23 protein-coding genes are annotated in these 22,482 nt (G+C 72.6%); 12 read left to right on the forward strand and 11 right to left on the reverse strand.

Going from position 1 to position 22,482, the window contains the following annotated elements:
* Window positions 1-30 precede the first annotated feature (30 nt).
* The 10 genes from GTY84_RS11710 to GTY84_RS11755 all read right to left on the reverse strand — a co-directional run bounded on the left by GTY84_RS11710 (window position 31) and on the right by GTY84_RS11755 (window position 9,470).
* On the reverse strand, window positions 31-1,704 hold the full coding sequence (locus tag GTY84_RS11710) for an ABC transporter substrate-binding protein (RefSeq protein ID WP_161226118.1): 1,674 nt from the start codon (window positions 1,702-1,704) through the stop codon (window positions 31-33).
* Entirely contained in the window at window positions 1,701-2,627 is a 927-nt protein-coding gene (locus GTY84_RS11715; RefSeq protein WP_161226119.1) for a hypothetical protein, read from the reverse strand. Before GTY84_RS11715 ends, GTY84_RS11710 begins: the two co-directional genes overlap by 4 nt.
* On the reverse strand, window positions 2,624-3,529 hold the full coding sequence (locus GTY84_RS11720) for a polysaccharide deacetylase family protein (RefSeq protein ID WP_161226120.1): 906 nt from the start codon (window positions 3,527-3,529) through the stop codon (window positions 2,624-2,626). Before GTY84_RS11720 ends, GTY84_RS11715 begins: the two co-directional genes overlap by 4 nt.
* A 2-nt stretch (window positions 3,530-3,531) precedes the next feature.
* Window positions 3,532-4,422, reverse strand: a complete 891-nt coding sequence (locus tag GTY84_RS11725; protein WP_161226121.1) for a polysaccharide deacetylase family protein — start codon at window positions 4,420-4,422, stop codon at window positions 3,532-3,534.
* A gap of 22 nt (window positions 4,423-4,444) precedes the next feature.
* The gene (locus GTY84_RS11730; protein WP_161226122.1) at window positions 4,445-5,044 is read right to left on the reverse strand and encodes an isochorismatase family protein; all 600 of its coding nucleotides are present in this window, start codon (window positions 5,042-5,044) and stop codon (window positions 4,445-4,447) included.
* 113 nt (window positions 5,045-5,157) lie between these two features.
* The gene (locus tag GTY84_RS11735; RefSeq protein ID WP_161226123.1) at window positions 5,158-6,342 is read right to left on the reverse strand and encodes a four-carbon acid sugar kinase family protein; all 1,185 of its coding nucleotides are present in this window, start codon (window positions 6,340-6,342) and stop codon (window positions 5,158-5,160) included.
* Between the two features lie 457 nt (window positions 6,343-6,799).
* Window positions 6,800-7,663: a cytochrome c biogenesis CcdA family protein gene (locus tag GTY84_RS11740; RefSeq protein WP_161226124.1), complete on the reverse strand. Its 864-nt coding sequence runs from the start codon at window positions 7,661-7,663 to the stop codon at window positions 6,800-6,802.
* The gene (locus GTY84_RS11745; protein WP_161226125.1) at window positions 7,660-8,409 is read right to left on the reverse strand and encodes a thioredoxin domain-containing protein; all 750 of its coding nucleotides are present in this window, start codon (window positions 8,407-8,409) and stop codon (window positions 7,660-7,662) included. The genes GTY84_RS11740 and GTY84_RS11745 overlap by 4 nt, the downstream gene beginning before the upstream one ends.
* Window positions 8,410-8,489: 80 nt before the next feature.
* The gene (locus tag GTY84_RS11750) at window positions 8,490-8,984 is read right to left on the reverse strand and encodes a hypothetical protein (protein WP_161226126.1); all 495 of its coding nucleotides are present in this window, start codon (window positions 8,982-8,984) and stop codon (window positions 8,490-8,492) included.
* Between the two features lie 108 nt (window positions 8,985-9,092).
* Window positions 9,093-9,470 carry a hypothetical protein gene (locus tag GTY84_RS11755; RefSeq protein ID WP_161226127.1) on the reverse strand — a complete coding sequence of 126 codons (378 nt, stop codon included), beginning with the start codon at window positions 9,468-9,470 and terminating at the stop codon, window positions 9,093-9,095.
* A 378-nt stretch (window positions 9,471-9,848) separates the two neighbouring features.
* On the opposite strand from GTY84_RS11755, the gene GTY84_RS11760 reads away from it, so the two are divergent.
* The 11 genes from GTY84_RS11760 (at window position 9,849) to GTY84_RS11810 (ending at window position 20,508) form a co-directional block, all read left to right on the forward strand.
* Entirely contained in the window at window positions 9,849-10,625 is a 777-nt protein-coding gene (locus GTY84_RS11760; protein WP_202550898.1) for an amino acid ABC transporter ATP-binding protein, read from the forward strand.
* Between the two features lie 4 nt (window positions 10,626-10,629).
* Window positions 10,630-12,438, forward strand: coding sequence for a helix-turn-helix domain-containing protein (locus GTY84_RS34915; protein ID WP_161226128.1), 1,809 nt, complete (start codon window positions 10,630-10,632; stop codon window positions 12,436-12,438).
* A gap of 224 nt (window positions 12,439-12,662) precedes the next feature.
* Complete coding sequence (locus GTY84_RS11770; RefSeq protein WP_161226129.1) at window positions 12,663-13,757, forward strand: LLM class flavin-dependent oxidoreductase; 1,095 nt, start codon at window positions 12,663-12,665, stop codon at window positions 13,755-13,757.
* Complete coding sequence (locus tag GTY84_RS11775; RefSeq protein ID WP_161226130.1) at window positions 13,732-14,259, forward strand: flavin reductase family protein; 528 nt, start codon at window positions 13,732-13,734, stop codon at window positions 14,257-14,259. The genes GTY84_RS11770 and GTY84_RS11775 overlap by 26 nt, the downstream gene beginning before the upstream one ends.
* Window positions 14,256-14,624: a carboxymuconolactone decarboxylase family protein gene (locus GTY84_RS11780; RefSeq protein WP_161226131.1), complete on the forward strand. Its 369-nt coding sequence runs from the start codon at window positions 14,256-14,258 to the stop codon at window positions 14,622-14,624. The genes GTY84_RS11775 and GTY84_RS11780 overlap by 4 nt, the downstream gene beginning before the upstream one ends.
* Window positions 14,621-16,099, forward strand: a complete 1,479-nt coding sequence (locus GTY84_RS11785) for an aldehyde dehydrogenase family protein (RefSeq protein WP_161226132.1) — start codon at window positions 14,621-14,623, stop codon at window positions 16,097-16,099. Before GTY84_RS11780 ends, GTY84_RS11785 begins: the two co-directional genes overlap by 4 nt.
* Window positions 16,096-17,751: an amidohydrolase family protein gene (locus GTY84_RS11790; RefSeq protein WP_161226133.1), complete on the forward strand. Its 1,656-nt coding sequence runs from the start codon at window positions 16,096-16,098 to the stop codon at window positions 17,749-17,751. Before GTY84_RS11785 ends, GTY84_RS11790 begins: the two co-directional genes overlap by 4 nt.
* The gene (locus GTY84_RS11795) at window positions 17,748-18,080 is read left to right on the forward strand and encodes an NIPSNAP family protein (RefSeq protein WP_161226134.1); all 333 of its coding nucleotides are present in this window, start codon (window positions 17,748-17,750) and stop codon (window positions 18,078-18,080) included. Before GTY84_RS11790 ends, GTY84_RS11795 begins: the two co-directional genes overlap by 4 nt.
* 97 nt (window positions 18,081-18,177) lie before the next feature.
* Entirely contained in the window at window positions 18,178-19,074 is an 897-nt protein-coding gene (locus GTY84_RS11800) for a transporter substrate-binding domain-containing protein (protein WP_161226135.1), read from the forward strand.
* Window positions 19,075-19,123: 49 nt separating this feature from the next.
* The gene (locus tag GTY84_RS11805; protein WP_161226136.1) at window positions 19,124-19,867 is read left to right on the forward strand and encodes an amino acid ABC transporter permease; all 744 of its coding nucleotides are present in this window, start codon (window positions 19,124-19,126) and stop codon (window positions 19,865-19,867) included.
* A complete protein-coding gene (locus GTY84_RS11810; RefSeq protein WP_161226137.1) occupies window positions 19,846-20,508 on the forward strand; it encodes an amino acid ABC transporter permease in 663 nt (220 codons plus the stop codon). Before GTY84_RS11805 ends, GTY84_RS11810 begins: the two co-directional genes overlap by 22 nt.
* 148 nt (window positions 20,509-20,656) lie before the next feature.
* Here GTY84_RS11810 and GTY84_RS11815 read toward each other — a convergent pair whose 3' ends face one another.
* Window positions 20,657-21,349, reverse strand: a complete 693-nt coding sequence (locus GTY84_RS11815; RefSeq protein WP_161226138.1) for a hypothetical protein — start codon at window positions 21,347-21,349, stop codon at window positions 20,657-20,659.
* Window positions 21,350-21,535: 186 nt separating this feature from the next.
* On the opposite strand from GTY84_RS11815, the gene GTY84_RS11820 reads away from it, so the two are divergent.
* Complete coding sequence (locus tag GTY84_RS11820) at window positions 21,536-22,480, forward strand: EamA family transporter (RefSeq protein WP_345943412.1); 945 nt, start codon at window positions 21,536-21,538, stop codon at window positions 22,478-22,480.
* Window positions 22,481-22,482: the final 2 nt, after the last annotated feature.

A 22,482-nucleotide genomic window follows, 5' to 3' on the forward strand; every position in this document is an offset into this window, starting at 1 on the left:
CCGGGGCGTACGCCCCACATCGGAGTGGGGCTACTCGCCGAAGGTGGCGGTGGCCAGCGGCTCGCCGCCGACCGGGCTGGCGACGACACCGTGCACCCGGCTGCTGAGCACCAGGGCCGAGGGACTGCTGGCGATCGGGATCGACGGCAGCCAGTCCTCCGACATCCTGCGGTTGAGCTCCAGGTACTTCGCGGTCCGCTTCTTGGGGTCGGCCTCGCGGTCCGCGGCGTCGAGGTCGTCGACGAGCTGCTGTCCGAAGCCGAGCAGTCCGGTGGCGAAGGCGTTGTCCACCGCCCCGAACAGGATCCCCAGGAAGTTCTGCGCGCTGTTGTAGTGGCCGGTGGTGCCGAGCAGGTAGACGGGCGCCTCGCCGGCCTCGCGGCCGCTGAGGTAGCCGCCCGCCCAGGGTTTGGCGACCGGCTCCACCTGGATCCCGACGGCTTCCAGGTCGGCCTTGATCAGATCAAAGAAACGTTTCGGCTCCGGCATGTACGGCCGGGTCACCTCGGTGGGGTACCAGAGCTGGATCTTCAGCTTGGGATGGCCGGCCTCGGCGAGCAGTTCGCGGGCCTTGCCGGGATTGTACGGATACCCCTCGACGTCCTTGTTGTAGCCCTCGACGGAGCGCGGGACGAACTGCGAGACCGTCTCCGAGCCCTCGGGCAGCAGCGTCTCGACGATCTGCTTCTTGTTGACCGCCCAGGCGATCGCCTGGCGGACCCGCAGGTCCTTCAGCGCGGGCACGGTCTTGGCGTTCAGCCCGAGGTACATCACGTTGAACGGCGGCCGGGCGACCACCTGGAAGCCGTTGTCCCGCAGGCTCTTCCAGTCGCGGGGGGCGGGCAGGTCGTAGGCGTGGATCGCCCCGGCCTCCAGCTCCTGGCGGCGGGCGGTCTCGTCGGGGATGGTGCGGAACTCGATCCCGCCGATCTTCGGCTTGTCCCCCCAGTAGCCGTCGTTGCGGGCGAGCTTGACGGTGCCCGTCGAGTCGTCGTAGGAGACGAACTTGAACGGCCCGGTCCCCGTCGGGTGCAGCCGGCCGTACGCGGGGAAGGTGAAGCCCTCGCCGCTGGCCTTGACGTCGTTGGCGTCGTACTTCTCCATCGCCGCCGGGCTGGACATCGCGTAGGTGCCGTGCGCCAGGATCATCGGGAACTTCGAGCTGGGCGCGTTCAGGCGCAGGACCACCGTCAGGTCGCCCCCGGTCTCGCACCCGGAGTACAGCGACGGCGTGGTGTCGCCCTTGAAGCCGCCGAAGTCGTTGACCCAGGTGTGGCTGACCGCCGAGGTGCGCGCGACCTCGGGCTGGTGGTACCAGCGCTCGAAGTTCGCGCAGACCGCCGCGGCGTCGAACTTCGTGCCGTCGTGGAAGGAGACGCCCTCACGCAGCGTGAACGTCCAGCGCTTGCCGTCCTTGCTCTGCTCCCACTTGACGGCCAGGCCCGGGCCCGGGTCCGCCGTGCCGGGCACCAGGCTCAGCAGGCCCTCGTACATCTGGTTGTTCACCCGGGCGGTCTCGCCGTCCGAGGTGTAGAACGGGTCGAAGAGGGAGGGGGCGCCCGCGGCACCGAAGACGAGGGTCTTCGATCCCTTCGCGCCGCCCGTGCCCGCCCCGTCGTCCTTGGCCCCGCCCGAGCCCCATGAGCACGATGCGAGCAGCATCATGCCGGCCAGAGCGGCGACCCCGGTCTGTCTGAACCTCATTGTTCCTCCTGAACGTGGGTCTGTGCGAGGGAAAGCCGGTCACCGTAGAACCAGAGCCGGGAGAATCCGCCGTCCGGCAGTGCGCGCACCCGCACGCGCCGGGCGGTGAGGGGGGAGGGGAACCGGACCGGCGAGGTCGCCCCCGGGGTGATGTCGAAGACCCCCGCCTCCCGCCAGGCCGGCCCGTCGGGCACCTCGACGGCGATCTGGGCCGCGCAGTTGCCCCGGAACGGCGAGGCGACCACTTCGAGCGCGTGCAGCCGCACCGCGTCGGGCCACGACAGCTCCACGAAGTGCCGGTCGGCACGGGAGCGCCGGGGGGTCTCCCACCCGTCGTGGGTGCTCGTGGGCACCGCGTGCGAGATCACCGCCCAGGGGCTGCCGAAGGAGCCCTCCGAGGCCCGCACCCGGCACCCCAGCCGTACGTCCGACAGGCGGATGCCCGCCGGCGGGACGCTGCGCTCCACGTCGACGACCCCGTGCGCGCGCAGCCGCGCCACCCCGCCGTCGGGATACATGCGCAGCCGCACGAACGCGGCCGAGCCCCCGGGGTCGGCCACCGGATAGGTGTTCACGCAGTTCGGCTCGACCGCGGCGCCGGACAGGATCTCCCGCCAGGGCCCGTCCGGGGCGTCGGCGACGTCGACGCCGATGTGCTGCGGCGCGTTGAAACGGAACCCCGTGGTCTCCAGCACGATCTCGTCCACCCGGCCCGGGTGCGCGGCCCGCACGACCACCCAGTCGTGGTCCGCCGGATTGTGCCGGCGGCTCTCCCAGCCGTCGACGTCCGCGCCGCGCAGCCCGTAGGTGCCCGGCCGGTGCGGATCGGCGGCCAGCAGCAGTGCGTCGGCGGCCCCGAAGAACTCGTCCGAGCAGTCCACCACCGAGGCGCCCAGCTCCCGCGCGAGCAGGTTCAGGTTCATCGCTCGTCCCTCTCTCCGTCCAGGTGCGCGGCCACGTCCGCGCCGCGTGCCCACCACAGCCCGTCCAGCCCGCGCAGCGTCCGCAGCACCTCGCGCAGATGCGCGAACCGGAACGGCTGGGCGATCAGCCACGGATGGAGCCCCAGCACCAGCGTCCGGTCCCGCGGGGCGTCCTCCGCCAGCAGCACCCGCGCCGACGACACGATGTTGTCGGCCCACTTCTCGATCGGGATGCCGCGCTTGAGATGGGAGAAGACGTCGTCGAGATGGATCGACACCGGGATGTTCAGCACGTCCCCCCGCGCGGTGGCCAGGACATTGGGCACCTCGTCGTTGGGCCAGTCCGCCGTCCACCGGATCCCCAGCTCCGCCAGGTCCTCCAGGGCCGTCGTCGACTGCGCGTAGTCCAGCCCGCTCCAGCCCGTCGGGCGGACCCCGCAGAACTCCTCCACCGCGCCGACCGACTCGGCGAGATGGGCACGCTGCTCCTCGCGGTCCATCCCGTCGTGCAGGATGCTGATCCCGTCGACCCCGTGGGCGACGAACTCCGCACCCGACTCACCGATCCGCTCCATCAGCCGCGGGCGGTGCCGGGCGCTGTGGGCGTCGACCGCCACGCTCACCGGTATCCGCAGCTCGTCCAGCAGGTCGAGGATCCGGAAGACCCCCACCCGCAGCCCGTACTCGTGCTGCGACGTGGTGTGCACGTCCATGATCCGCGGGTACGGGCCCCGCAGCGCCACGCTCGACGGCGGGATGCCGGCGTCCGGGCCGGGAAGGGCGGGCACGTGGTCGAGGTGCATCAGCACCACCACGCCCAGCTTCGCGCCGCCGGGCCAGCCCCGGTTGGCGGCGGGCAGGGACCCGCCGTCGGTCTCGTGCAGCGGCCTGACAAGCTGCATGGTCAACACCATCCGATCTCGTCGACGTGGGCGGCGATCCGCTCCGGCGTGGTCCACCAGATGTCGTCCTGCTCGGCCAGGTGACCGAACATCTGCGCCAGGTGGCCGATCCGGTGCGGGATGCCCATGTAGAGGGGGTGCAGCGCGACGGTCATCACATACGCGGTGTCGTGCCGCTGCGCCTCCTCGGACAGCACCTCGTACTGCGACCGCACGATCGCCGCGAAGTAGTCGCTGTCCAGGCCGTACATCGGCGAGCCCGGGAACAGCAGGGCGTCGTTGACCTCACGGGAGTAGGGCACGCCGACCAGGCCGCCGCCGAGCGGGCCGTCCAGCCGGAACGGCTGGTCGTCGATGAACCAGTCGGTCGTGTAGGTCATGCCGGCCTCCGCCATCAGGCGGTAGGTGGCGGGGGTGGCGCTGAACGACGGGCCCAGCATGCCGCGCATGCGGTACCCGGTGAGCTCCCGCACGGTGGAGACCGTGTAGTCGTAGAACTCCCGCTCCGCGCTCTCCGACTCGCCGAACAGGAGCCGGCTGTTGTAGGTGCCGTGGCTCATGAAGCTCCAGCCACGCTCGGTCATCGCGTCGCAGATCTCCGGATACAGGCGCAGCACCTCGCAGTTGAGCGAGCAGGTGACCTGTACGGGGGAGTCGTCCAGGACCGGGAGCATGCGCCGGAAACCGGCGCGGTTGCCGAAGTCCCGGAAGGAGTAGCCGACGTTGTCCGGCTTCGCGGGCACCCGGTAGAAGTAGTCGCGGTGCGGGTTCTCCGGCGGCAGGTACTCGTAGTGCTCGATGTTCATCACCACGTTCACCGCGACCCGCTTGCCGCCGGGCAGCCGCAGCCGCTCCCTCTGGTCCAGGGCCCGGTAACTCAGGAACTCGTCCATCGCTGATCCTCTCGCACGGTTCTCAGGACGCGGCGGTGGCGGCGGGGACGAGGCCCTCCACGACCTCGTCCAGCGAACGGACCCGGCCGAGCTGCGGGAACATGACCCGCACCGCGTGCTCGTGCTGCTCGGCGGTGTAGGCCGACATCGCCTCCGGCACGAAGACCACGTTGTAGGCGTGGTCGAACGCCGCGCGGGCGGTGCCCTCGACCCCGAAGCCGGTGGAGATGCCCGCCATCACCACGGTGTCGATCCCGCGGCGGCGCAACTGCAGGTCGAGGTCGGAGCCGTGGAAGGCGTTCCAGCTCCGCTTGATGATCACCGGCTCCGTCGGCAGCGGCTCGATGCCGGGCAGGAAGTGGTCCCACCCGGGCCGCCGCACCGGGCGCGCGGGGCGCTCGATGTCGGTGAGCAGCCGCCCGCCGAGGGAGTCGGACTCGTCGGGCAGGAAACTCGTCCGCACGTGCACGACGGTGCTCCCGGCCCGCCGCGCCGCCTCGATCAGGCGGACGCAGCGCTCCAGGACGGTGTCCGTGGTGTGCGGATGCACCGGATGGTCGGCGTTGGAGCCCTGCAGGTCGATGAGGACGAGCGCGGTGCGCCCGGCTTCCGCGACGGTCATGGGATGACGTCCTTTCACGGGAAAACGGAAAACGGAAACGGAAAGTAGAAATCGGGGAACAGAAATCGGGGAACGGGGGAACGGAAATATGGGGGCGGGGACGGGCGGGTGCGTCAGGTCCCGAGGATCTGGCGGGTCATGCGCAGGAGGGTCTCCTCCGACCCCGTGCCGCTGGCCTTGCTCAGCAGGCGCAGCCCGTCGAACGCGCCCCCGGCGACACGGGCCGCCGGGCAGAGCGGTTCCAGCTCCAGCCCGGCGCTCAGACTCGTGCCCCCCAGCTCCCGCACGAGCGCCGTCGTGGTCAGGCCGCCGCTGACGACGGCCCCCAGGCACCGGTTGTCCCCCTGGGAGGCGACGTCCAGCAGCCCCCGCACCGCCCGCGCGAGCTGCTCGGCGACGACCCAGCGGTCGGGATCGTCCCGGTCCGTCTCGTGCAGGGCGAGGACCCGGTGCGAGGCGAGGACCTGCCGCGCCGCGACCGGCCCCCACCGCAGCGCCTCCGCCGCGGTGGTCATCAGCGCCCGGGTCCCGTAGGCGGCGGCGAGCCGCCGCAACTGGGCCCGGTCGGTCTCGTGGTTGGCCGGGGTGACGACCACGACGAACCCGTCCCGGCCGAGGTCGGGATAGAACCGCAGCCACCCGCCGGTACTGGCCGTGGCCACCCGGTGCCCCTCCTCGTGCAGCCGCGAGGCGACCTGCGCCGCGGCCCCGAGATGCGTCTCGACCGTGCCGTCCAGCACGAACCGGCGCGTACCGCGCGCCAGGGCCGCGCGGACGTGGTCGGTGACCGCCTCCGCGCCCCGGTTCAGCACCGACAGGCCCACGACCTCGGCGTCCTCGATCCGCACCGCGGTGCGCACATCGACGTCGAGACCGTTGCCCGCCGGCATCGGGGCCAGCAGCCGCCCGTCCACACACACCCGGCCGGCCGTCGGATAGGCGGGGACCACCAGCAGGACGCCGTTCCCGTCGTGACACCCCTCGATCCCGGCGACCAGGGCGTCGGGGGAGCCGCGCAGTTCCGCGTTGAGCTTGACCTCCAGCCGCGAACACCCCCTCGACTCCAGCCAGTTCGTCCACTCCTCGATCAGCGCCGTGGCCGCGTGGCCCGCGTGGTGGAGGTCGAGGTCGACGACGACGGCGTCGGCACCGTCCACCGCCGTCGAGGGATCGCGGACGATCACCGGCTCCAGCCCCCGCTGCCGCAGACGGCACGCCACGGTCACCGAGCACTGCAGATCCTCGGCCAGGATTCCCATGGCCAGAGCGCGCGTCTCCTGTGACGAATGTGCTGCCATGGGAACGTCCCTCGTATTCCTCGCTGATGGGGAGTCGTCATGCTATTGAGCGACGTACGGGCAGTCATTCGACAAACGTCGCAACTCGTCCCGGCCCGTGCCGCGCCCGGGCGCGGCACGCCGGGACCGGCGGACAGGGGCGTCCCGGACGGGACAGGGGACCCCGTCCACCGGACGGCACGGCCGACGGCACGGGCCCGGCCCGGCGGGCGGCCCTTCCCGCCCAGACCCCGGGCGGCCCTTCCCGCCCGGGGTCCTGCCGGGGCGGGAGAACGCCACCGGCCGCCGCCCCCGGTCCGCACCCGTGCACGGGCGGCCCGCCGCCCCCGGTCCGCACCCGTGCACGGGCGGCCCGCCGCCCCCGGTCCGCGCCCGTGCACGGGCGGGGCCCCCGGGGCTCCCCACTTCGGACGGGTCCTTCCTCCGCCGCGTGCGGGTCGCGCGAGCGGGGACCGCGCTACTCGTGCGCGGCCGGCTCCGTGTCCGGCGGCGGCGCGTCCCCCCTCCCGGCGGGACGGAGCAGCACCAGCAGCGCCGCCGACGCCGCCGCACCGGCCAGGACCAGCAGGACCAGCCGGTCCGACACCGCCGCACCGGCACCGGACAGCCGTTGCTCCAGGGCGAACGCGGCATCGGCGCTCAGTACCGGCGGCAGTGCGGACGTGCCGTCGAAGACCAGGAACACCACCCCGAGCGCGATGAAGAACAGCCCGCCGGCAAGAGCCGTGCTGTGCAGGGCCACCGGCCCCACGGAGAAGGTCCGGCCCCGCAGCCAGCGCCTGCGGCCCAGATCGAACCGGTCCCACAGCGACGCCAGCACGAACATCGGAGCGGCCATGCCCAGGGCGTAGACGGCCAGCAGCACACCGCCGCGCAACGGGTCGCCGCCCACCGCGGCCACGGTGAGGACGCCGCCCAGGATCGGCCCCGCGCAGAACCCCGCCAGCCCGTACACCGAGCCCAGGGTGAACACCGACAGGGCCGAACCCGAGCGGTGCCCGCCCGCGGCCCGTGTCATCCGGCGGGAGGCGAAGCCCAGCCCGGCGATCTGCGCCGCCCCCAGGGCGATGACGGTCCATCCCGCCGCGGTCACGAGAACGTCCCGGTGACCGTAGAAGAGACGGCCGGCGAACGAGCCGGCCACACCGAGCGGGACGAGCGTCGTGCACAGTCCGGCGTAGAACAGGCAGGTACGCGCCACCAGCCGGGTGCGGCCGGTGAACGAGTAGGCGAAGAAGGCCGGCAGCAGCAGCGCGCTGCACGGACTGAGCAGGGCCAGCAGTCCGCCGAGGAAGGCCACCGCCAGGCCGGTCCCGTTCACCGCCCGGCCGCCTTCGCCGCCGCCTCGACCGCTTCCCGGAACACGGCGGTGGGCTGGGCCCCCAGGATCGGCCTGCCGTTGACCAGGAAGGCGGGAGTGCTGCTCACCCCGAGGCCGTAGCCCTCCTCCCGGTCCCGGCGCACGGCGTCGCGGGCCCCGGCGGAGGCCATGTCGGCGCGGAACCGCCCGATATCGGCGACTCCCGCCTCGCGGGCCATGGCGACGAGGTTCCCGGCGCCGAACGCGCCCGTACCGCGCTCACGCGGCTCGCCGTAGGCGATGTCGTGGAACTCCCAGAACCTGCCCTGCCGCCCGGCCGCCCAGGCGGCCAGGGCCGCCTGCTCGGACTCCTTGCCGAAGAGGGGGAAGCTGCGCCATTCGATGCGCAGGACGCCCTTGTCCACGTACGAGCGCAGCAGTTCGGGCAGGGTCCCGCGGGCGAACCGGCCGCAGAACGGGCACTGGAAGTCGGAGTACTCGATCATGACCACGGGGGCGTCCGCCCGTCCGGTCGCCAGTGGGTCGGAGGCATCCCGGCGGGCGAGGGCGAGCACGCTCTCGTCGGCGGGCGCGGGGACGGCCTCCCCGGCCGGGGCCGCGGGCCCGTCGGCCCTTCCGCCGCGGTTTCCCGGACCGTCGAGGGTGAGGGCGAGGACAGCGGTCGCCGCCGCGGCGGCGAGGACCGCTGCCGCGCCGGCGGTCCGCCGGCGGCCGCGGCGGGACGGGGAGGGGGTGGATCCAGTCATGGGGGCACCTCAGATGTCGAGGAGGGCAGGGGAGCGCAAAGAGGGGGAAAGAGGGGGAGGGGAGGCCGCGGCGGCCGGGCTCAGACGGAGGCCGCGGCCGGGCACACGGTCTGGGAGGAGAGTCGGCGCAGCGCGGCTTCCGCCAGCAGCCCCGCCGAGAGGAGGGCCGCCAGCGGCTGCAGAGGGGCCCAGTAGCTCAGGGCACCGGACGTCCCGAGGAACAGGAGGACGAGTTTGTTGCAGACCGGGCAGCCGACGGCGAAGAACGACAGGACCCCGCCGACGGCTCCCAGCCGGGTGCTGTCAGCGGCCACCGGCCCGGGAGAGGGCGAGGTCCGGCGCACATAGGTGCTCAGGACGATGCCGGCGAGGAAGGAGGTGACGGCGAGAGCCGGATAGTTCCACCACTGCACGGGGACCGACCGGCCGAAGAGCGGGCTGGGCACCACCGCGGTGGGCACACCGACCAGGGCAGCCGTGGTCAGGGCACCGAGACCGGCCACGGTCCACTGCCGGGACCGCCACCCGCGCAGTGCCGTACCCGCCCGGCGCCATGAGCGCGGGGAAGAGGACATGCTGAACAGCTCCGTTTTCCGAGGATTCAGGGACACGGCCAACGGGCCGGTCCGGGATCTTTCGTTCGGATCGGGCCCGCGAGCCCGGCATGATCCGAACGAGAGGCCCTAGATCCGCAGAACGGAGTGGAGCGTCGTCGGGGGCGGCGGAGCCGGTCCGCCCGGCAGCACCCCGGGGCGCCGCGGCGGACCGGGCGCGCAACCGTCGTCCGGCAGGGCGGGGCCGGGCAGCGCCACCAGCGGTGAGGACCCCTCGGCCCGCTGCGCGCCGTGGTCGGCGACCGCCTTCCCGCCGCAGGGAGTGCTCCCCGCGTCCGGCGGTTCGAAGACGGCGGCACTGTGGACGCGGTCCTTGGCGGAGAGGGGCGCGGAGGGCTCCGAGCGGTCCGCGCGTCCAAGGACGCACAGCACGGACACCACGGCCACGAGCAGGGCGAGCGCACCGCAGAGACGGGCCCGAGCCCGCCCGCGTGCCACCCGCCCCATCATCACTCCCGAACCGCATCCGTGGAAACGGCCACCCTAAGGCACCGCCCCGGGCCCGCGGCCACCCGGGCCGGTGCCCGTTTTGGCGGACCGCTGCCGGAGCACCCGGGCCCGCGCCCCGCACGGCGGCCGGGCGTGTTGTGCCGCTACCGCCGCCGCCCGCGTCCGGAAGCGGCCGCGAACCCCGGTCCGTTCCTGTCCTTCGTAGGACCGGAGCACCTCAGTATCCTCCGAACCGGAGCACGACCCGGAGCGGGGCGCTGCCTACAGTGACGGGAACAGCGCGGCCGGGTCTGCTGCCCCGCCCCCCGTGTGCCCCCGTTGTGGCGGGCGTCGCCAAGTCCGGCCTCGGTGAGGACCGGCAGAGAAAGGCGCAAAATGGAAAATTCCCAGGCCGTGGTGAGTCTGCGCGGAGTCGGCAAGAGCTTCGGTGCCTCCCAGGTGCTGAAGGACGTCGACCTGGACGTCGCGGCCGGAGAGAACGTGTGCGTCATCGGGCCGAGCGGTTCCGGGAAGTCCACGCTGCTCCGCTGCTGCAACCTGCTGGAAATACCCGACACCGGGGAAGTCCGCCTCGGCGGCACGCGCTACCACCCCCTCCCCCGGGGCGGCCGGCGCTCCACGGCGCTTCGCGAACTGCGCAGCCGCACCGCGATGGTCTTCCAGAGCTTCGAACTGTTCCCGCACCTCAGCGCTGAGCAGAACGTGGCCCTGGCCCCGATCAGGGTGAGCGGCCTCGGCAAGGAAGAAGCCCTGCACCGGGCGCGGGTCCTGCTCGAACGCGTCGGCCTGGGCGCGTTCGCCCAGGCGCGGCCCGCCACGCTCTCGGGCGGGCAGCAGCAGCGGGTGAGCATTGCCCGGGCGATGGCGGTGGAGCCGGAGGTGCTGCTCTTCGACGAGCCGACCTCCGCCCTCGACCCGGAGATGGTCGGTGAGGTGCTGGGGATCATGCGGGAGCTCGCCGCCACCGGGGCCACCATGATCGTGGTGACCCATGAGATGCGGTTCGCGCGTGATGTGGCGTCCCGGGTCGTGGTGATGGACCGGGGGGAGATCGCCGAGGCCGGGCCCGTCGACCAGGTCTTCGAGGCGCCGCGGCACCCGCGGACCAAGCGGTTCCTCCAGTCCGTCGCCCAGTCGAGCCAGGCAGTGTGACGCCGTGCCGTCCCCGGAGGAGCACCCGTCCGGGCCCCTGGGGCCCGGACCGGTACCGGGAGATCACGAGGTCGAGGCACTGCGCCGCATCGCCGCGACGGTCAACTCCAACCTGGAGCTGAGCGCGGTTCTGGACGCGATCGTCTCGGCGGTGTCGGCGTTCACCGAGTGGCAGCTGTGCTGGGTCACCGCGCTGGACGTGCCGGCCGGGGTCGCCGAAGTGATCGCCCGCGAGGACCGGCTCACCTACTCGGGCGACAGCCAGCAGCGGATCTGGCCGATCGAGGGGATCCCGGCACGCGATCTCATCGGCGGCACCGGCCCGATCGTCGTGGACGACGCACAGCAGTCGCCCTACCGCTTCTACGCCGACGACGCCCGCAGACGCGGATACCGGTGCGGCGTCCTCCTGCCGCTTCGGGAACCGTACCTGGACGGTCGTCCCCTGGTGCTCGCGGTCCAGCGCCGCACCGCCGGCCAGGTCGGCGACCGGGCGCTGGCGTTCCTGGAAGCCGTGGCCGACCTGTCCTCGGTCGCCCTGGCCAACGCGGGCAAAGTCGCCGACGAACAGCGCAACATAGCCGAACTGGTGCGCGCCACCGCCACGCTGCGCACCGGGCTGGCCGCCACCCTGGAGGGCCGGGACGGCGAGGAGATCCTCGCCGCCGTCGCGGACACGCTGGACGTCGCCATCGTCGTGGCCCACCACAATCTCGCGCCGATGTTCGTGGCCGCCGGGCAGAGCTGGCCGCCGCCCGGGAAGGGCGCCGCGGACTACGCGGCCCTGGCCCGGGACGAGATCCGGCGGCAGCAGGGCACACGGGGACACGGCGCGTCCCCGGACGTCCCGCCACCGGTGCGGGTGAAGGTCACCGAACTGCTGCCCGGGTCCGAGCGGCGCCTGTGGGCGTGCGTGCTGCGCCGCGGTGCGGTGACCAGGGTGGAGACCGCGCTGGACTCGCTGGTCAACGTCGCTGTCGGAATAGTGGTGGGGCGGTCGCTGCTGGCCACCGCCGCCCAGGACAAGGAGACGGACACGGCGCTGGCCGAACTGGTCCGGCGCTCCCCTTCCGACCCGCTGGCGCTGCGAGTGCGGCTGGCCGCTCTCGGGCTGCCGCCGCCCGTACGCTGCCGGGTGGTGCGGATCTCGGCCCGGTCACCGGTCGACACGGACCTGCGCCGTGTGCTCAGCGACGTGCACAGCGTCCTGCGGTCCCGGCGGGTGAGCGGAGTCGTCGTGGGATGGGTGGACAGCAGCGTGGTGATGGTGCTGCCGGACACCGGTGACGACCACCGTGAGGCGGTCGCCGCGATCCGCGGGATGCTGCACGGAGTCGCCGGGATCGGAACGGCGCTGACGGTGGCGATGAGCGCGCCGGGGGAGGTGCCGGCGGACGGGGCGCGCATGTGGGCCGAGTGCGAGACGCTCACCCTGGCCGGCGTCGCCGGCGGCGGGGACGTCATCGCCTACGAGGGGTTCGGCGCGCTGGCGTTCCTGCTCAGCGCCTGCCGGGACGGAGAGGCGAACCGGTTCGTCGAGGCCCGGCTCGGCGAACTGCGCCGCTACGACACCGAGCACTCCGGCTCGCTCGTCGGGACCCTGGAGGTCTTCCTCCAGTGCTCGGCGCGTTTCCAGGAGACCGCCCGGGCGCTGTGCGTGCACGTGTCGACCCTGCGGTACCGGCTGGACCGCATCACCGAAGTCCTGGGCGTGGATCTCAAGGATCCCGACGAACGCTTCTCCCTGGCCCTCGCATGCCGCCTCATGCGCATGGTCGAGGCGTCCGGCACCCCCGGCGGAAAACACCTGTAGCAAAAGCAGCAGGCAAACCGAAAAAATCGTCGGAAACAAAGGAAGGAATGCCGCGGGGGAGAGCGGTAGCGTCATCCGTGTCGCACACCGACAGATTTCCCCGGAACGGACCGGAACCATAGGGCATTCCGTTCGGACATGCCGGTCCGGCTTCCCGGAAAATCCAGTCGGCCCTTCCGCGCCATATCGCGACGCGGACCCAGAATCGTAGTCATTGGACGCACATGGAACTCGGGCTTTTCCTTTCCTACCAAGTAAATTCCGACGAGCACCTCGACGGCCTCTTCGGGCGCATGGTCGAGTACGCCGTCCGGGCCGACGAGAGCGGCTTCACCCGGGTCTGGACGCCGGAACACCACCTCGTGCAGTTCCTTCCCTCCCCCTCGGCCCTGCTCACCGCCGTGCACGTCGGGCAGCACGTCCGGTGCCGGGTGGGCACCGCGGTCGTCGTGCTCCCCTTCCACCAGCCCGTGCAGCTCGCGGGTGAGATCTCCGCGGCCGACCACGCCCTGGGCGGACGGCTCGACCTCGGCGTCGCACGAGGCGCCTACCGCTACGAGTTCGAGAAGTTCGGCCTGCCCTTCCAGGACAGCCGTGAGCACTTCATCGAGAACCTGGAAGCCGTCGAACGGCTGCTGCGCACCGAGGACGGGCCGTCCAGCCACTCCGGGCGCTTCGCCTCCTTCGACGACGTGTACGTGTGGCCCCGCCCCGTGCAGCGGCCGATGCCCCCGGTGTGGATGGGCGTGCAGCACCCGGCGGGCGTGGAGGACGCGGCCCGCCGCGGTTACGACGTCCTCAACTCCCTGTTCTTCTGGGACGACGACCACATGCGCGACGTCGCCGGGGCGTTTCACCGCGGGAAGGCCCAGTCCGGCCGGGACGACACCAGGCTGGGAGTCACCCGCTACGCCTTTCTCACACAGGACGACCGGGAGACGGAAAGGCGTATCGAGAACGTTCTGGAGGGCTGGCGCATCCATGCCCAGCTCCACGATTTCACACAGAACGCCGACCCCCTCGGCCGGGTCCTCCCGGCGCCCCAGGAAAACGAGCCCACGGTGGATGAACTGCGCGACCGCCTCTTCATCGGCACCCGCGCGGAAATAGAGCAGAAGCTGCGTCGCTACCGCGATGCCGGAGTGGACCTGATCAACCTCAATCTGGTGGCGAACGCGTCCCGCGAATCCACCCTGGAGACGATCACCGCGTTCGGATCCGCTCTGCGCGCGGTCAACGGCGGGACGAACGGGAGCCCGGCGGACGGGACAGCGCGTGAGGAGGCTGACGGCCATGTCGGTCATGCCCCTGTCCGGTGACAGCAGGCACGCCTGCGCCCCGGCCGCCGAGCCGGAGGCGACCGCCCATGAGTTCAAGCAACTCGCCGGATCATTCCTGACCGGGGTCGCGGTGACCACCGCGCACGACGACGGCGACGACTACGGGTGCACCGTCAGCTCGCTGGCCAGTGTGAGCCTCGACCCACCCCTGCTGATGGTGTGCCTGGACCAGAGGTCGACGACCCTGCGGGCCATCGAGCGCACCGGACGGTTCGCGGTGAGCCTGCTCGCCCGGGACCCCCAGGCCGCCCGCACCGCACTGGCCTTCGCCCGGCCCGGTCAGGACGCCTTCGAACAGGTGGACATGGTGCGGCTGCCGTCCGGCCTGGCGGTCAGCCCGGCGGCCGTGGCACAGGCGGAACTGGTCGTCCGGGAACGGTACGAGGGCGGTGACCACGTGATCGTGCTCGGCACGCCGGTATGGGTCTCGGTGTCCGACGGGGACCCCCTGGCCTACTGGAGAGCGAGGTTCCTGCCATGACCGCGGACCGCCCCGCCGCGCGGGAAGCCGACTGGAACGGCGACTGGAGCGCACTCACCCGCGAGATCGTCTTCGACCGGATCTGGTCCCGGACCGGTCTGACCACCCGTGAACGGCGCCTGGTGACCATCGCGCTGCTGACCGCCTCCGGCGCCGACTCGGCCGCGGCCTTCCACCTCCGCGCGGGCATCCGGGACGGCATCCCCGCCGACGATCTCTACGAACTGGCCGTGCACACCGCCGTGTACGCGGGATGGGCCACCGGGGGACGGGGCATCGCCCTGCTGCGCTCCGCCGTGGAGGAAACGGCGGCGGAGGAAGACACCGCGCGAAAGCCCGCAACGAGTGAGGAGCCGGCCCGGTGACCCCCGCCGAACACCGTGACCTGGACGGGATCCGCGCCGAACTGGCACAGGAGTGCCGCCGGCTCGTCCTCGCGGGCCGCCCGCACGAGCCCGCCGGGTCCGCGCCGTTCTGGGTCAGCGCCCCCGGCCACCCCGCGACGCGGTGGACCTGCGCGCAGGCCGGCCCGCAGGAGGCACGCCTCGCGCTCGACGCCGCCTGGAAGTGCTTCCCCTCCTGGTCCGCTCAGCCGGTCACGACGCGAGCGGCGCTGGTGCGGCGCCTTGCCGACCGGATCGACGGCGGCGCGGACCGCTATGCGACCGCGATCGCCGTCGAAGCGGGCAAGCCGATGGCGGAAGCCCGCCGCGAGACGGCGTTCGCCGTCACCACTCTGCAGGCGCTGGCCGACGCCGCCGAACGGATGGCGCCGGACGAGGGCGAACGGCGCGCACCGTCCGTCACGGTGCGGCGCCGCCCGGTCGGCCCGGTCCTGGCGATCACCCCCTGGAACTTCCCCCTGTCGCTGGCCGCCCGCAAAGTGGCCTCCGCCCTGCTCGCCGGCTGCCCGGTGATCCTCAAACCCTCCGAGCGCACCCCGGTCTCCGCCCTGCTCCTGGGACGCGACCTCGACACGGCGGGAGCGCCCGCGGGAACCGTGTCGGTACTGCCCACCACACGGTCCGCCGAACTGGTCGCCGCACTGACCGCCGACCCCCGGCTGCGCAAGATGTCCTTCACCGGATCGACCACGGTCGGCCGGAGCGTACTGCACGCCACCGAGGGCCAGCTCCAGCGGATCTCCCTCGAACTCGGCGGCAACGCCCCCTTCGTCGTCTGCCCCCGGCACGACGCCGGGGCCACCGCGGACGGCCTGCTCGCCGCCAAGACGGCCAACAACGGCCAGGCGTGCACCGCGCCGAACCGGCTGCTGCTCCCGCCGGACGCCGGCGACCTGACCGCCCTGCTGGCCGAGCGGTTCGAGAACATCCGCACGGGCTGGAGCCTGGACGAGGAGTCGCCCCTCCTGGGACCGCTCATCAGCGCACAGGCCGCCGCGCGCATCGACGGCCTCGTCGCCGACGCGAAGGCCCGCGGCGCCCGCGTGGTACGGTCCCGGGCCGAGCCGCCGGAGCAGGGGCACTTCGTGCGCCCCGCCCTGGTACTGGGGGCCGAGCCGCACTGGCCGATAGCGCGGGAGGAGATCTTCGGCCCGGTGCTCCCCGTCCTCACCTACCGCGATCTGCCGGAAGCGATTCGTATCGCGAACGACACCGAATACGGTCTGGCCGGATACGTCTACGGCACGGCTCCCGGTGAAACGGCCGCGGTCGCGGCCGGGCTCGACACCGGCCTGATCGCGGTCAACCACCCCTCGGTCTCGCACCCGGCCGCACCCTTCGGCGGGACCAAGCACTCCGGCTACGGCCGGGAGAACGCGGCCGAGGGGCTCAGCGAATACCTGTCCGTCGTCAGCATCATCGGGGAGCCCGTATGACCTCCACACTCACGGTGAACGGCGCGTGGCCGACGGAGTTCGGCCTGCGGTCGTCCCGCATCTTCACCATGGACCACGCGCACCGCGTCGTGGACGGCTGGCTGCACGTCCGCGACGGCCGCATCCTCGGCGTCACCGAGGGCGAACCGCCGCAGTCGGTGGGGGCCACCGTCTTCGACCTGGGGGACAAACCCGTACTGCCCGGATTCGTGGACCCCCACGTGCACCTGGAGATGAGCGCCGCCGCGCTCTGGGGCACGGTCGACTGCCACACCCCGCCGTGCGGGTCCATCGGCGAACTGGTCGCACAGCTCCACGACCACCGCCACCTCCGCGAGCAGCGCGGAGGCTGGCTGATCGGCCAGGGGGGACTGTTCGCCGACCGGCGCTTCACCGACGGCCGGCTGCCCACCCGCGACGACCTCGACAAGGTCTCCACACGCTTTCCGATAGCGGTGCGGTTCGGAGCGCACGTCACCGTGCTCAACTCCGTGGCCCTGGACCTCGCCCGGGAACACGGCCTGCCCACCACCGGCGACGCGCACATCCACACGGACGGAACCGGCCGCTGGACCGGCATCCTGCACGAGCTGTACTACGCCCTGCCCATCCCCGCCATGACACCGGACGAACTGCGCCGGGCCACCGCGGCGACCGCGCACAGCCAGCTCACCCGGCACGGCGTCACCACCATCGGGGAGATCACCAACACGGTCCAGGGCATGGAACTGCTCGCGGACGCGGCGGGCGGGGAAGTACCGCAACAGGTGCGGGCCTTCGTCTGGTCACCGGGCACGATGAGCGTGCGGGCGACCTGCGACCGGCAGCACGCGGGAGGATTCCCCCGCACGGGCTCCTTCGAGGTCGCCGGAGTCAAGATCTTCGTGGACGGCGGCTTCTCGGCGGCCGGCGCGGCCGTCCTCAAGCCCTACCGCTCCGACCCGTCGTCACGGGGCCGCATGGCCTACAGCCGGTCCGAGCTGGTGGACCTCGTACGCGACACCGACGAGGCCGGCCTGCAGGTGGCCGCGCACGCCAACGGGGAACGTGCGCAGTGGGAACTGTGCCGGGCGTCCGTCCTCGCCCGCGCCGGGGCCACCGGACCCCGGCCCGGACTCCGCCTGGAACACGGCGGGAACGTCCTCACCCACCCGGAGACGGCGGAGCGCTGGGCCGAGGCCGGCGCCGTGATCGTGCCGCAGGCCGGGTTCATCTGGACGATGGGCAGCTTCCTCCCCGAGTACCTGGGTGACTACGCGGCCGACAACCTGTTCCCCTTCCGGTCCCTGCTCGACCAGGGCATGAGCGTCGCCTCCAGCTCCGACGGAGCCGGCTCGGAACTGCTCCAGTTCAACCCCATGTTCGGGGTGCAGTGCGCTGTCGGCCGGATGTCCTGCACCGGACAGCCGGTGGCACCGGCCGAGGCCGTCTCCGTCACCGAGGCGCTGGCCATGCACACCCGGTTCGCCGCCGAGGCCCTGGGGGTCGCGGACACCCGCGGCTCGCTGGAACCCGGCAAGCGGGCCGACCTGGTCGTACTGGAACGGGACCCCACACAGGTGGACACCGGCGAACTGGCGGGCCTGCTGCCCGAACAGGTGCTGTTCGCAGGCGTGCCGAGCGACCCGGCCGGTCCGAAGGAGCCGTCATGATCACCGAATACCGGCGCTACCGCTGCGCGCCCGACGACGCCCCCGACCTGGAGCACCGCTTCCGCCACCTGGCGGCCCCCCTGTTCGCCGCCCACGGGTTCCGTGTCGCCGGGGCATGGACCCCGGCCCGCACCGGTGCGGCCGGCGACTTCCTGTACGCCGTGCACTGGAGCGACACGCAGGCGATGGCCGAGGGATGGCAGCGCTTCCGGGACGACCCGGCATGGCAGCGCGGCCGCCGCCACCCCCGTTACGAACGGCTGCGCCCCGAGATCACCTCGACCGCCTGGAGACCGGCCGACTTCCTCGGACCGGCCGGCCGGAGGTGAACCCGCCGCCCTCCGCGCGGCACACCGTCCCCGCGACCCGGCGGGACGGCCCGTCCCTTCCCCCCGTCCCCGTCCCACCGACACCGAAGGACCCACCATGAACCGAAGAAGCCCCGTGACCCGCTCCACGGCCCGCCGCCGGACGGCCGTTCCCGCCCTCGCCGGCCTGGTCGTCCTCGCCCTGACGGCGACGGCCTGCGCGGGAGCCGGGTCCTCCGGCGGGACGTCGGGCGGCGACACACCCTTCAAGACCGCCCAGAAGGGCTACCTCACGGTCACCTACTCCGAGAACTACCTGCCGAAGATCGCCACGGGGGAGGGCGGCGGCCTCGCCGGCTACGAGGGGTACCTGATCACCAAGCTGGCGGAGAAGGAAGGGCTGAAGCTGAAGCTGATGCCCACCGAATTCGCCTCCCAGGTGCTCTTCGTCTCCCAGGGCAAGGCCGACATCGGCACCGGGACGTACTACACGGACAAGCGGGCCGAGCAGGTCTTCTACACCCGGCCGAACATCAACGACCGGCTGGGCGCCCTGATGCTCAAGAGCGCCGAATGGTCCGGACCCGACTCGCTGAAGGGCAAGCCCGTCGCCTCCGTGACCGGCTACACCTACAACGACTATCTGATCAAGGAGTACGGCGAGTCGAACGTGAAGCTCTTCCCCTCGTACGCGGAAGCGGCCAAGGCCACCCTGAACAAGCAGGTCGCGGCCTTCATGGGCTCCACCGGCACAGCACCCGGCATCATCAGGGAACACCCCGAACTCACCCTGCACCCCCTGCAGAAGGGAGAGCTCGGCCTGCCGGCCAACATCCTGGTCTCACCGACCCACCAGTACGTCCGGTGCGACAACAAGGAACTCGCGGACGCCGTGGACGCGGTGCTGGACGACCTGATCAAGTCCGGCCAGTGGAAGAAGGAACTCGACCGGTGGGGTGTCGGCGGAGCCGAGTACCTGCCCTCGGCGGACCGCCCCGCCCAGCGGTGCGGATGATCCCCGGACCGCCCCTCCGGGACGGTGCACAGCGAACAGGGAGGCATCCGTGGAACTGAGATGGATCGGCTTTCTGGCCAACGGGCTGGCGACCACCCTCGCGCTCATCGCGCTGAGCTCGGCGGCGACCATCGTTCTCGCCGTGCCGATCGCCGTGGGACGGCTCAGCGAACGAAGGATTGTGCGGGGGCTGACCAGGGCCTACGTGGAGACGTTCCGCAGCATCCCCCTGCCCGTGCTCCTCGCCGGCCTCTACTTCGGACTCGGCCCGCACTTCGAGAAGATCGGCGTCAGTGCCTTCGGGCTGGCGGTGCTCGGACTGGTGCTCAACGAGTCGGCCTACCTCGCCGAGGTCTACCGGAGCCTGATCCGCTCCGTGCGGATCGGCCAGTGGCGGGCCGCGGCGAGCCTCGGGCTGACACGACTGCAGGCCCTGCGCCACGTGATCATCCCGCAGGTGACGGGGCCCGCGGCACCGCAGACCGCCAACGGGATCATCTACATCATCAAGGGCAGCGCGCTCGCCTCGCTGATCACCGTCCCGGAACTGACCATGTACGCGACCCGGCTGGTCGTCGAGACCTTCCAGCCGCTCCAGGTCTACCTCCTCGTCGCCGTCTTCTACCTGGCCCTGACCGTACCGGTGGCCTACCTGACCCGCGCCGTCTCCCGGCACCGGACCGGCCGCCGGTACAGGCCCCGGCGGCGCCCCGCCGCAGGGACGGCACCCGCCCCCGACAGCCGGCCCACCGCGCCATCCAGGGAGAAGGCATGGACATCTACCTCGACCTGATCGTCGACGCCCTTCCGGTCACCCTCTCGGTGAGCGCCTGTGCGTGGCTGGTCGGCGGCACCCTCGGCATGGCGCTCGGGCTGGCCGGCGGGTCCAGGTTCCGCGCCGTGCGCGAGACCCAGTTCCTCGTCTGCACGGTGCTGCGGGGAACCCCCGAGGTACTGGCGATCTACCTGCTGTTCTTCGGCCTTCCCGACTACGGGGTGGACATGCCGCCGTTCTACGCCACGGTCGTCGCCCTCGGCCTCACCCAGGCCGGCTTCGCCGCCGAGGCGGTGCGCGGCACCCTCGACCTGGTGTCCGTCCGGCAGCGGGAGGCGGGGCAGTCCCTCGGACTGTCCCACCCCCAGGTCTACCGCCACGTGGTGCTCCCGCAGATCCTGCAGCCGCTGCTCGCCCCGGGGCTGAACATGTACGTGGCCCTGATGAAGCTCACCGCGATCGCCTCCGCCGTGGGGCTGCCCGAACTCCTCCACACCGGCCGCTCGGAGATGGACCGTACGTACGAGGTCCTTCCGGTGATGACCGCTCTCGCGGTGATCTACGTCGTCGTCACGGTGCCGCTGACCCACCTCGTGGGACTGGCCGAGAAGGGACGCCGGCGCCGGACCGCACCGGAGACCATGCCGGTGTTCTCCTGAAACGGGGCGGTCCCGTCCAGTGCCGGTGCCCCCGCTGTGCGGCCGCCCCGCCCCGGCTCCTGTGCGGCGGGGCGGGACCCGGACCGGGCGAGGGGCCGGGGCGAGGGGGCCGGGGCGGCGCCGTCGGCGCCGCACGGCCCGGCCGGACTCAGCGCCCCGCGGACCTCAGCAGCCGCACGGCCGCCGGCAGGGCGTAGGACCGCTCGGAGAGGTCGTAGTTCCGCACGCCCCGGCCGCCGATGTTCAGGTACAGCCCGCTCTGTTGGACGTCGAGGGGAGAGTCCAGGTGGCCGAACCGGTCGTTGACGAGGAACGGGTACCGGCCGAACAGGTCCGCGGCCAGCCGCCGGGTCCCCGCGGAGATCGTGCCGCGGGGACCGAGCAGCGAGTCCGCCTCCACCTGGAAGTACCGCACCCCGGCCGCGGCCAGGCGGTCCAGGTGCGGTGCCGAGCGCACCAGGGACACCTCGTCCTCCAGCAGGAAGAACCCGTTGGCGATGCCCGGCAGGCCCACGCGGCGCACGAGCGCGAGCCGCGCCTCGAACGCCTCCGCCTTCTCCGGGTCGGGCGGGGTGAACTCGTAGTAGTCCGGCCCCAGCGAGCGCACCAGGCCCGGCAGGTCCGCGTCGGACACGCCCGCCGACGCGTCGACGGAGAGGGCGAGGGGCGCGGACACCGCCCGCCTGATCTCCCGGAACCCCTCCGCGGTCACCGTGCGCCCGCCGTCGCCCAGGCAGACCCCGAGGATGTCGGCGCCGCGCACCCACCGCGCCTCGCGGACGCCGCACACCTGATTGACCTTGATCACGTCGCGCCGGCCGTGCCGCGGTTGCTCCGTCATGCCTGCTTCCCGGTTCTGCGGATGGGTCCCTTCCTACCGCACCCCCCGGCCCGCCCGGCGCACGGGTCCCGTCCGCCCCGCCCGTTGACCGGAAAGCACGGGTACGGGCGCCCCGCCTCCCTACGATGCCCCTGTGCGACCGAGGAATGACGGACCGTCATGGACCGGCGGTGGGCTGGAGGGCATGTGGACGCTCAGGAGGCGCCGGCCGGCGCCCTGGCACCGGGGACCGGACACGGCGCCGCGGCGCGCCCGGCGGGCCGGCTCAGGGCGACCGGGACCGGCGCCGGGGCGGTGCTGCTGTGGGCGTCGCTGGCCCTGTTCACCACCCTGACCGGGCGGATCCCGCCGTTCCAGCTCACCGCGATGGCGTTCGCCGTGGGCGGCCTGCTCGGACTGCCCCGGGCGCTGCGCGGCGGCGCGGCGCTCGCGCGCGCGGTGCCCCCCGGGGCCTGGGCCCTCGGCGTCGGCGGCCTGTTCGGCTACCACTTCTTCTACTTCGTGGCCCTGCGCAACGCCCCCGCGGTCGACGCCGGACTGATCGCCTACCTCTGGCCGCTGCTGATCGTGGTCCTCTCCGCCCTGCTGCCCGGCGAACGGCTGCGCTGGCGGCACTCGGCGGGCGCGGTCCTCGGGCTCGGCGGCACCTTCCTGCTGGTCACCGGGGGCCACGGCGTCCAGCTGCGCGGACAGTACCTGCCCGGGTACGCGGCGGCCGCCGTCTGCGCGGTGCTCTGGTCGGCGTACTCGGTGGCCAACCGGCGCCACCCGAAGGTCCCGACGGACGCGGTGGCGTTCTTCTGCCTGGCCACCGCCGTCCTCGCCGCCCTGTGCCACCTGCGGTTCGAGGACACGGTCCGGCCCGGCCCCGGCCAGTGGCTCGCGGTGCTCGCGCTGGGCCTGGGACCGGTCGGCGGCGCGTTCTACCTCTGGGACCGCGGCACCAAGCACGGCGACATCCGGCTCCTGGGCACCCTGTCGTACTTCGCCCCGCTGCTGTCCACCGCCCTGCTGATCGCGACGGGACGGGCCGACGCGAGCTGGCCCGTCGCCGCCGCCTGCGTGCTGGTCACCGGCGGTGCCGTGCTCGCCTCGGCGGACGCGCTGCGCACGGCGCTCCGCCGGGGCTGAAC

Source organism: Streptomyces sp. SID8352 (assembly GCF_009862265.1).
GTDB lineage: Bacteria > Actinomycetota > Actinomycetes > Streptomycetales > Streptomycetaceae > Streptomyces.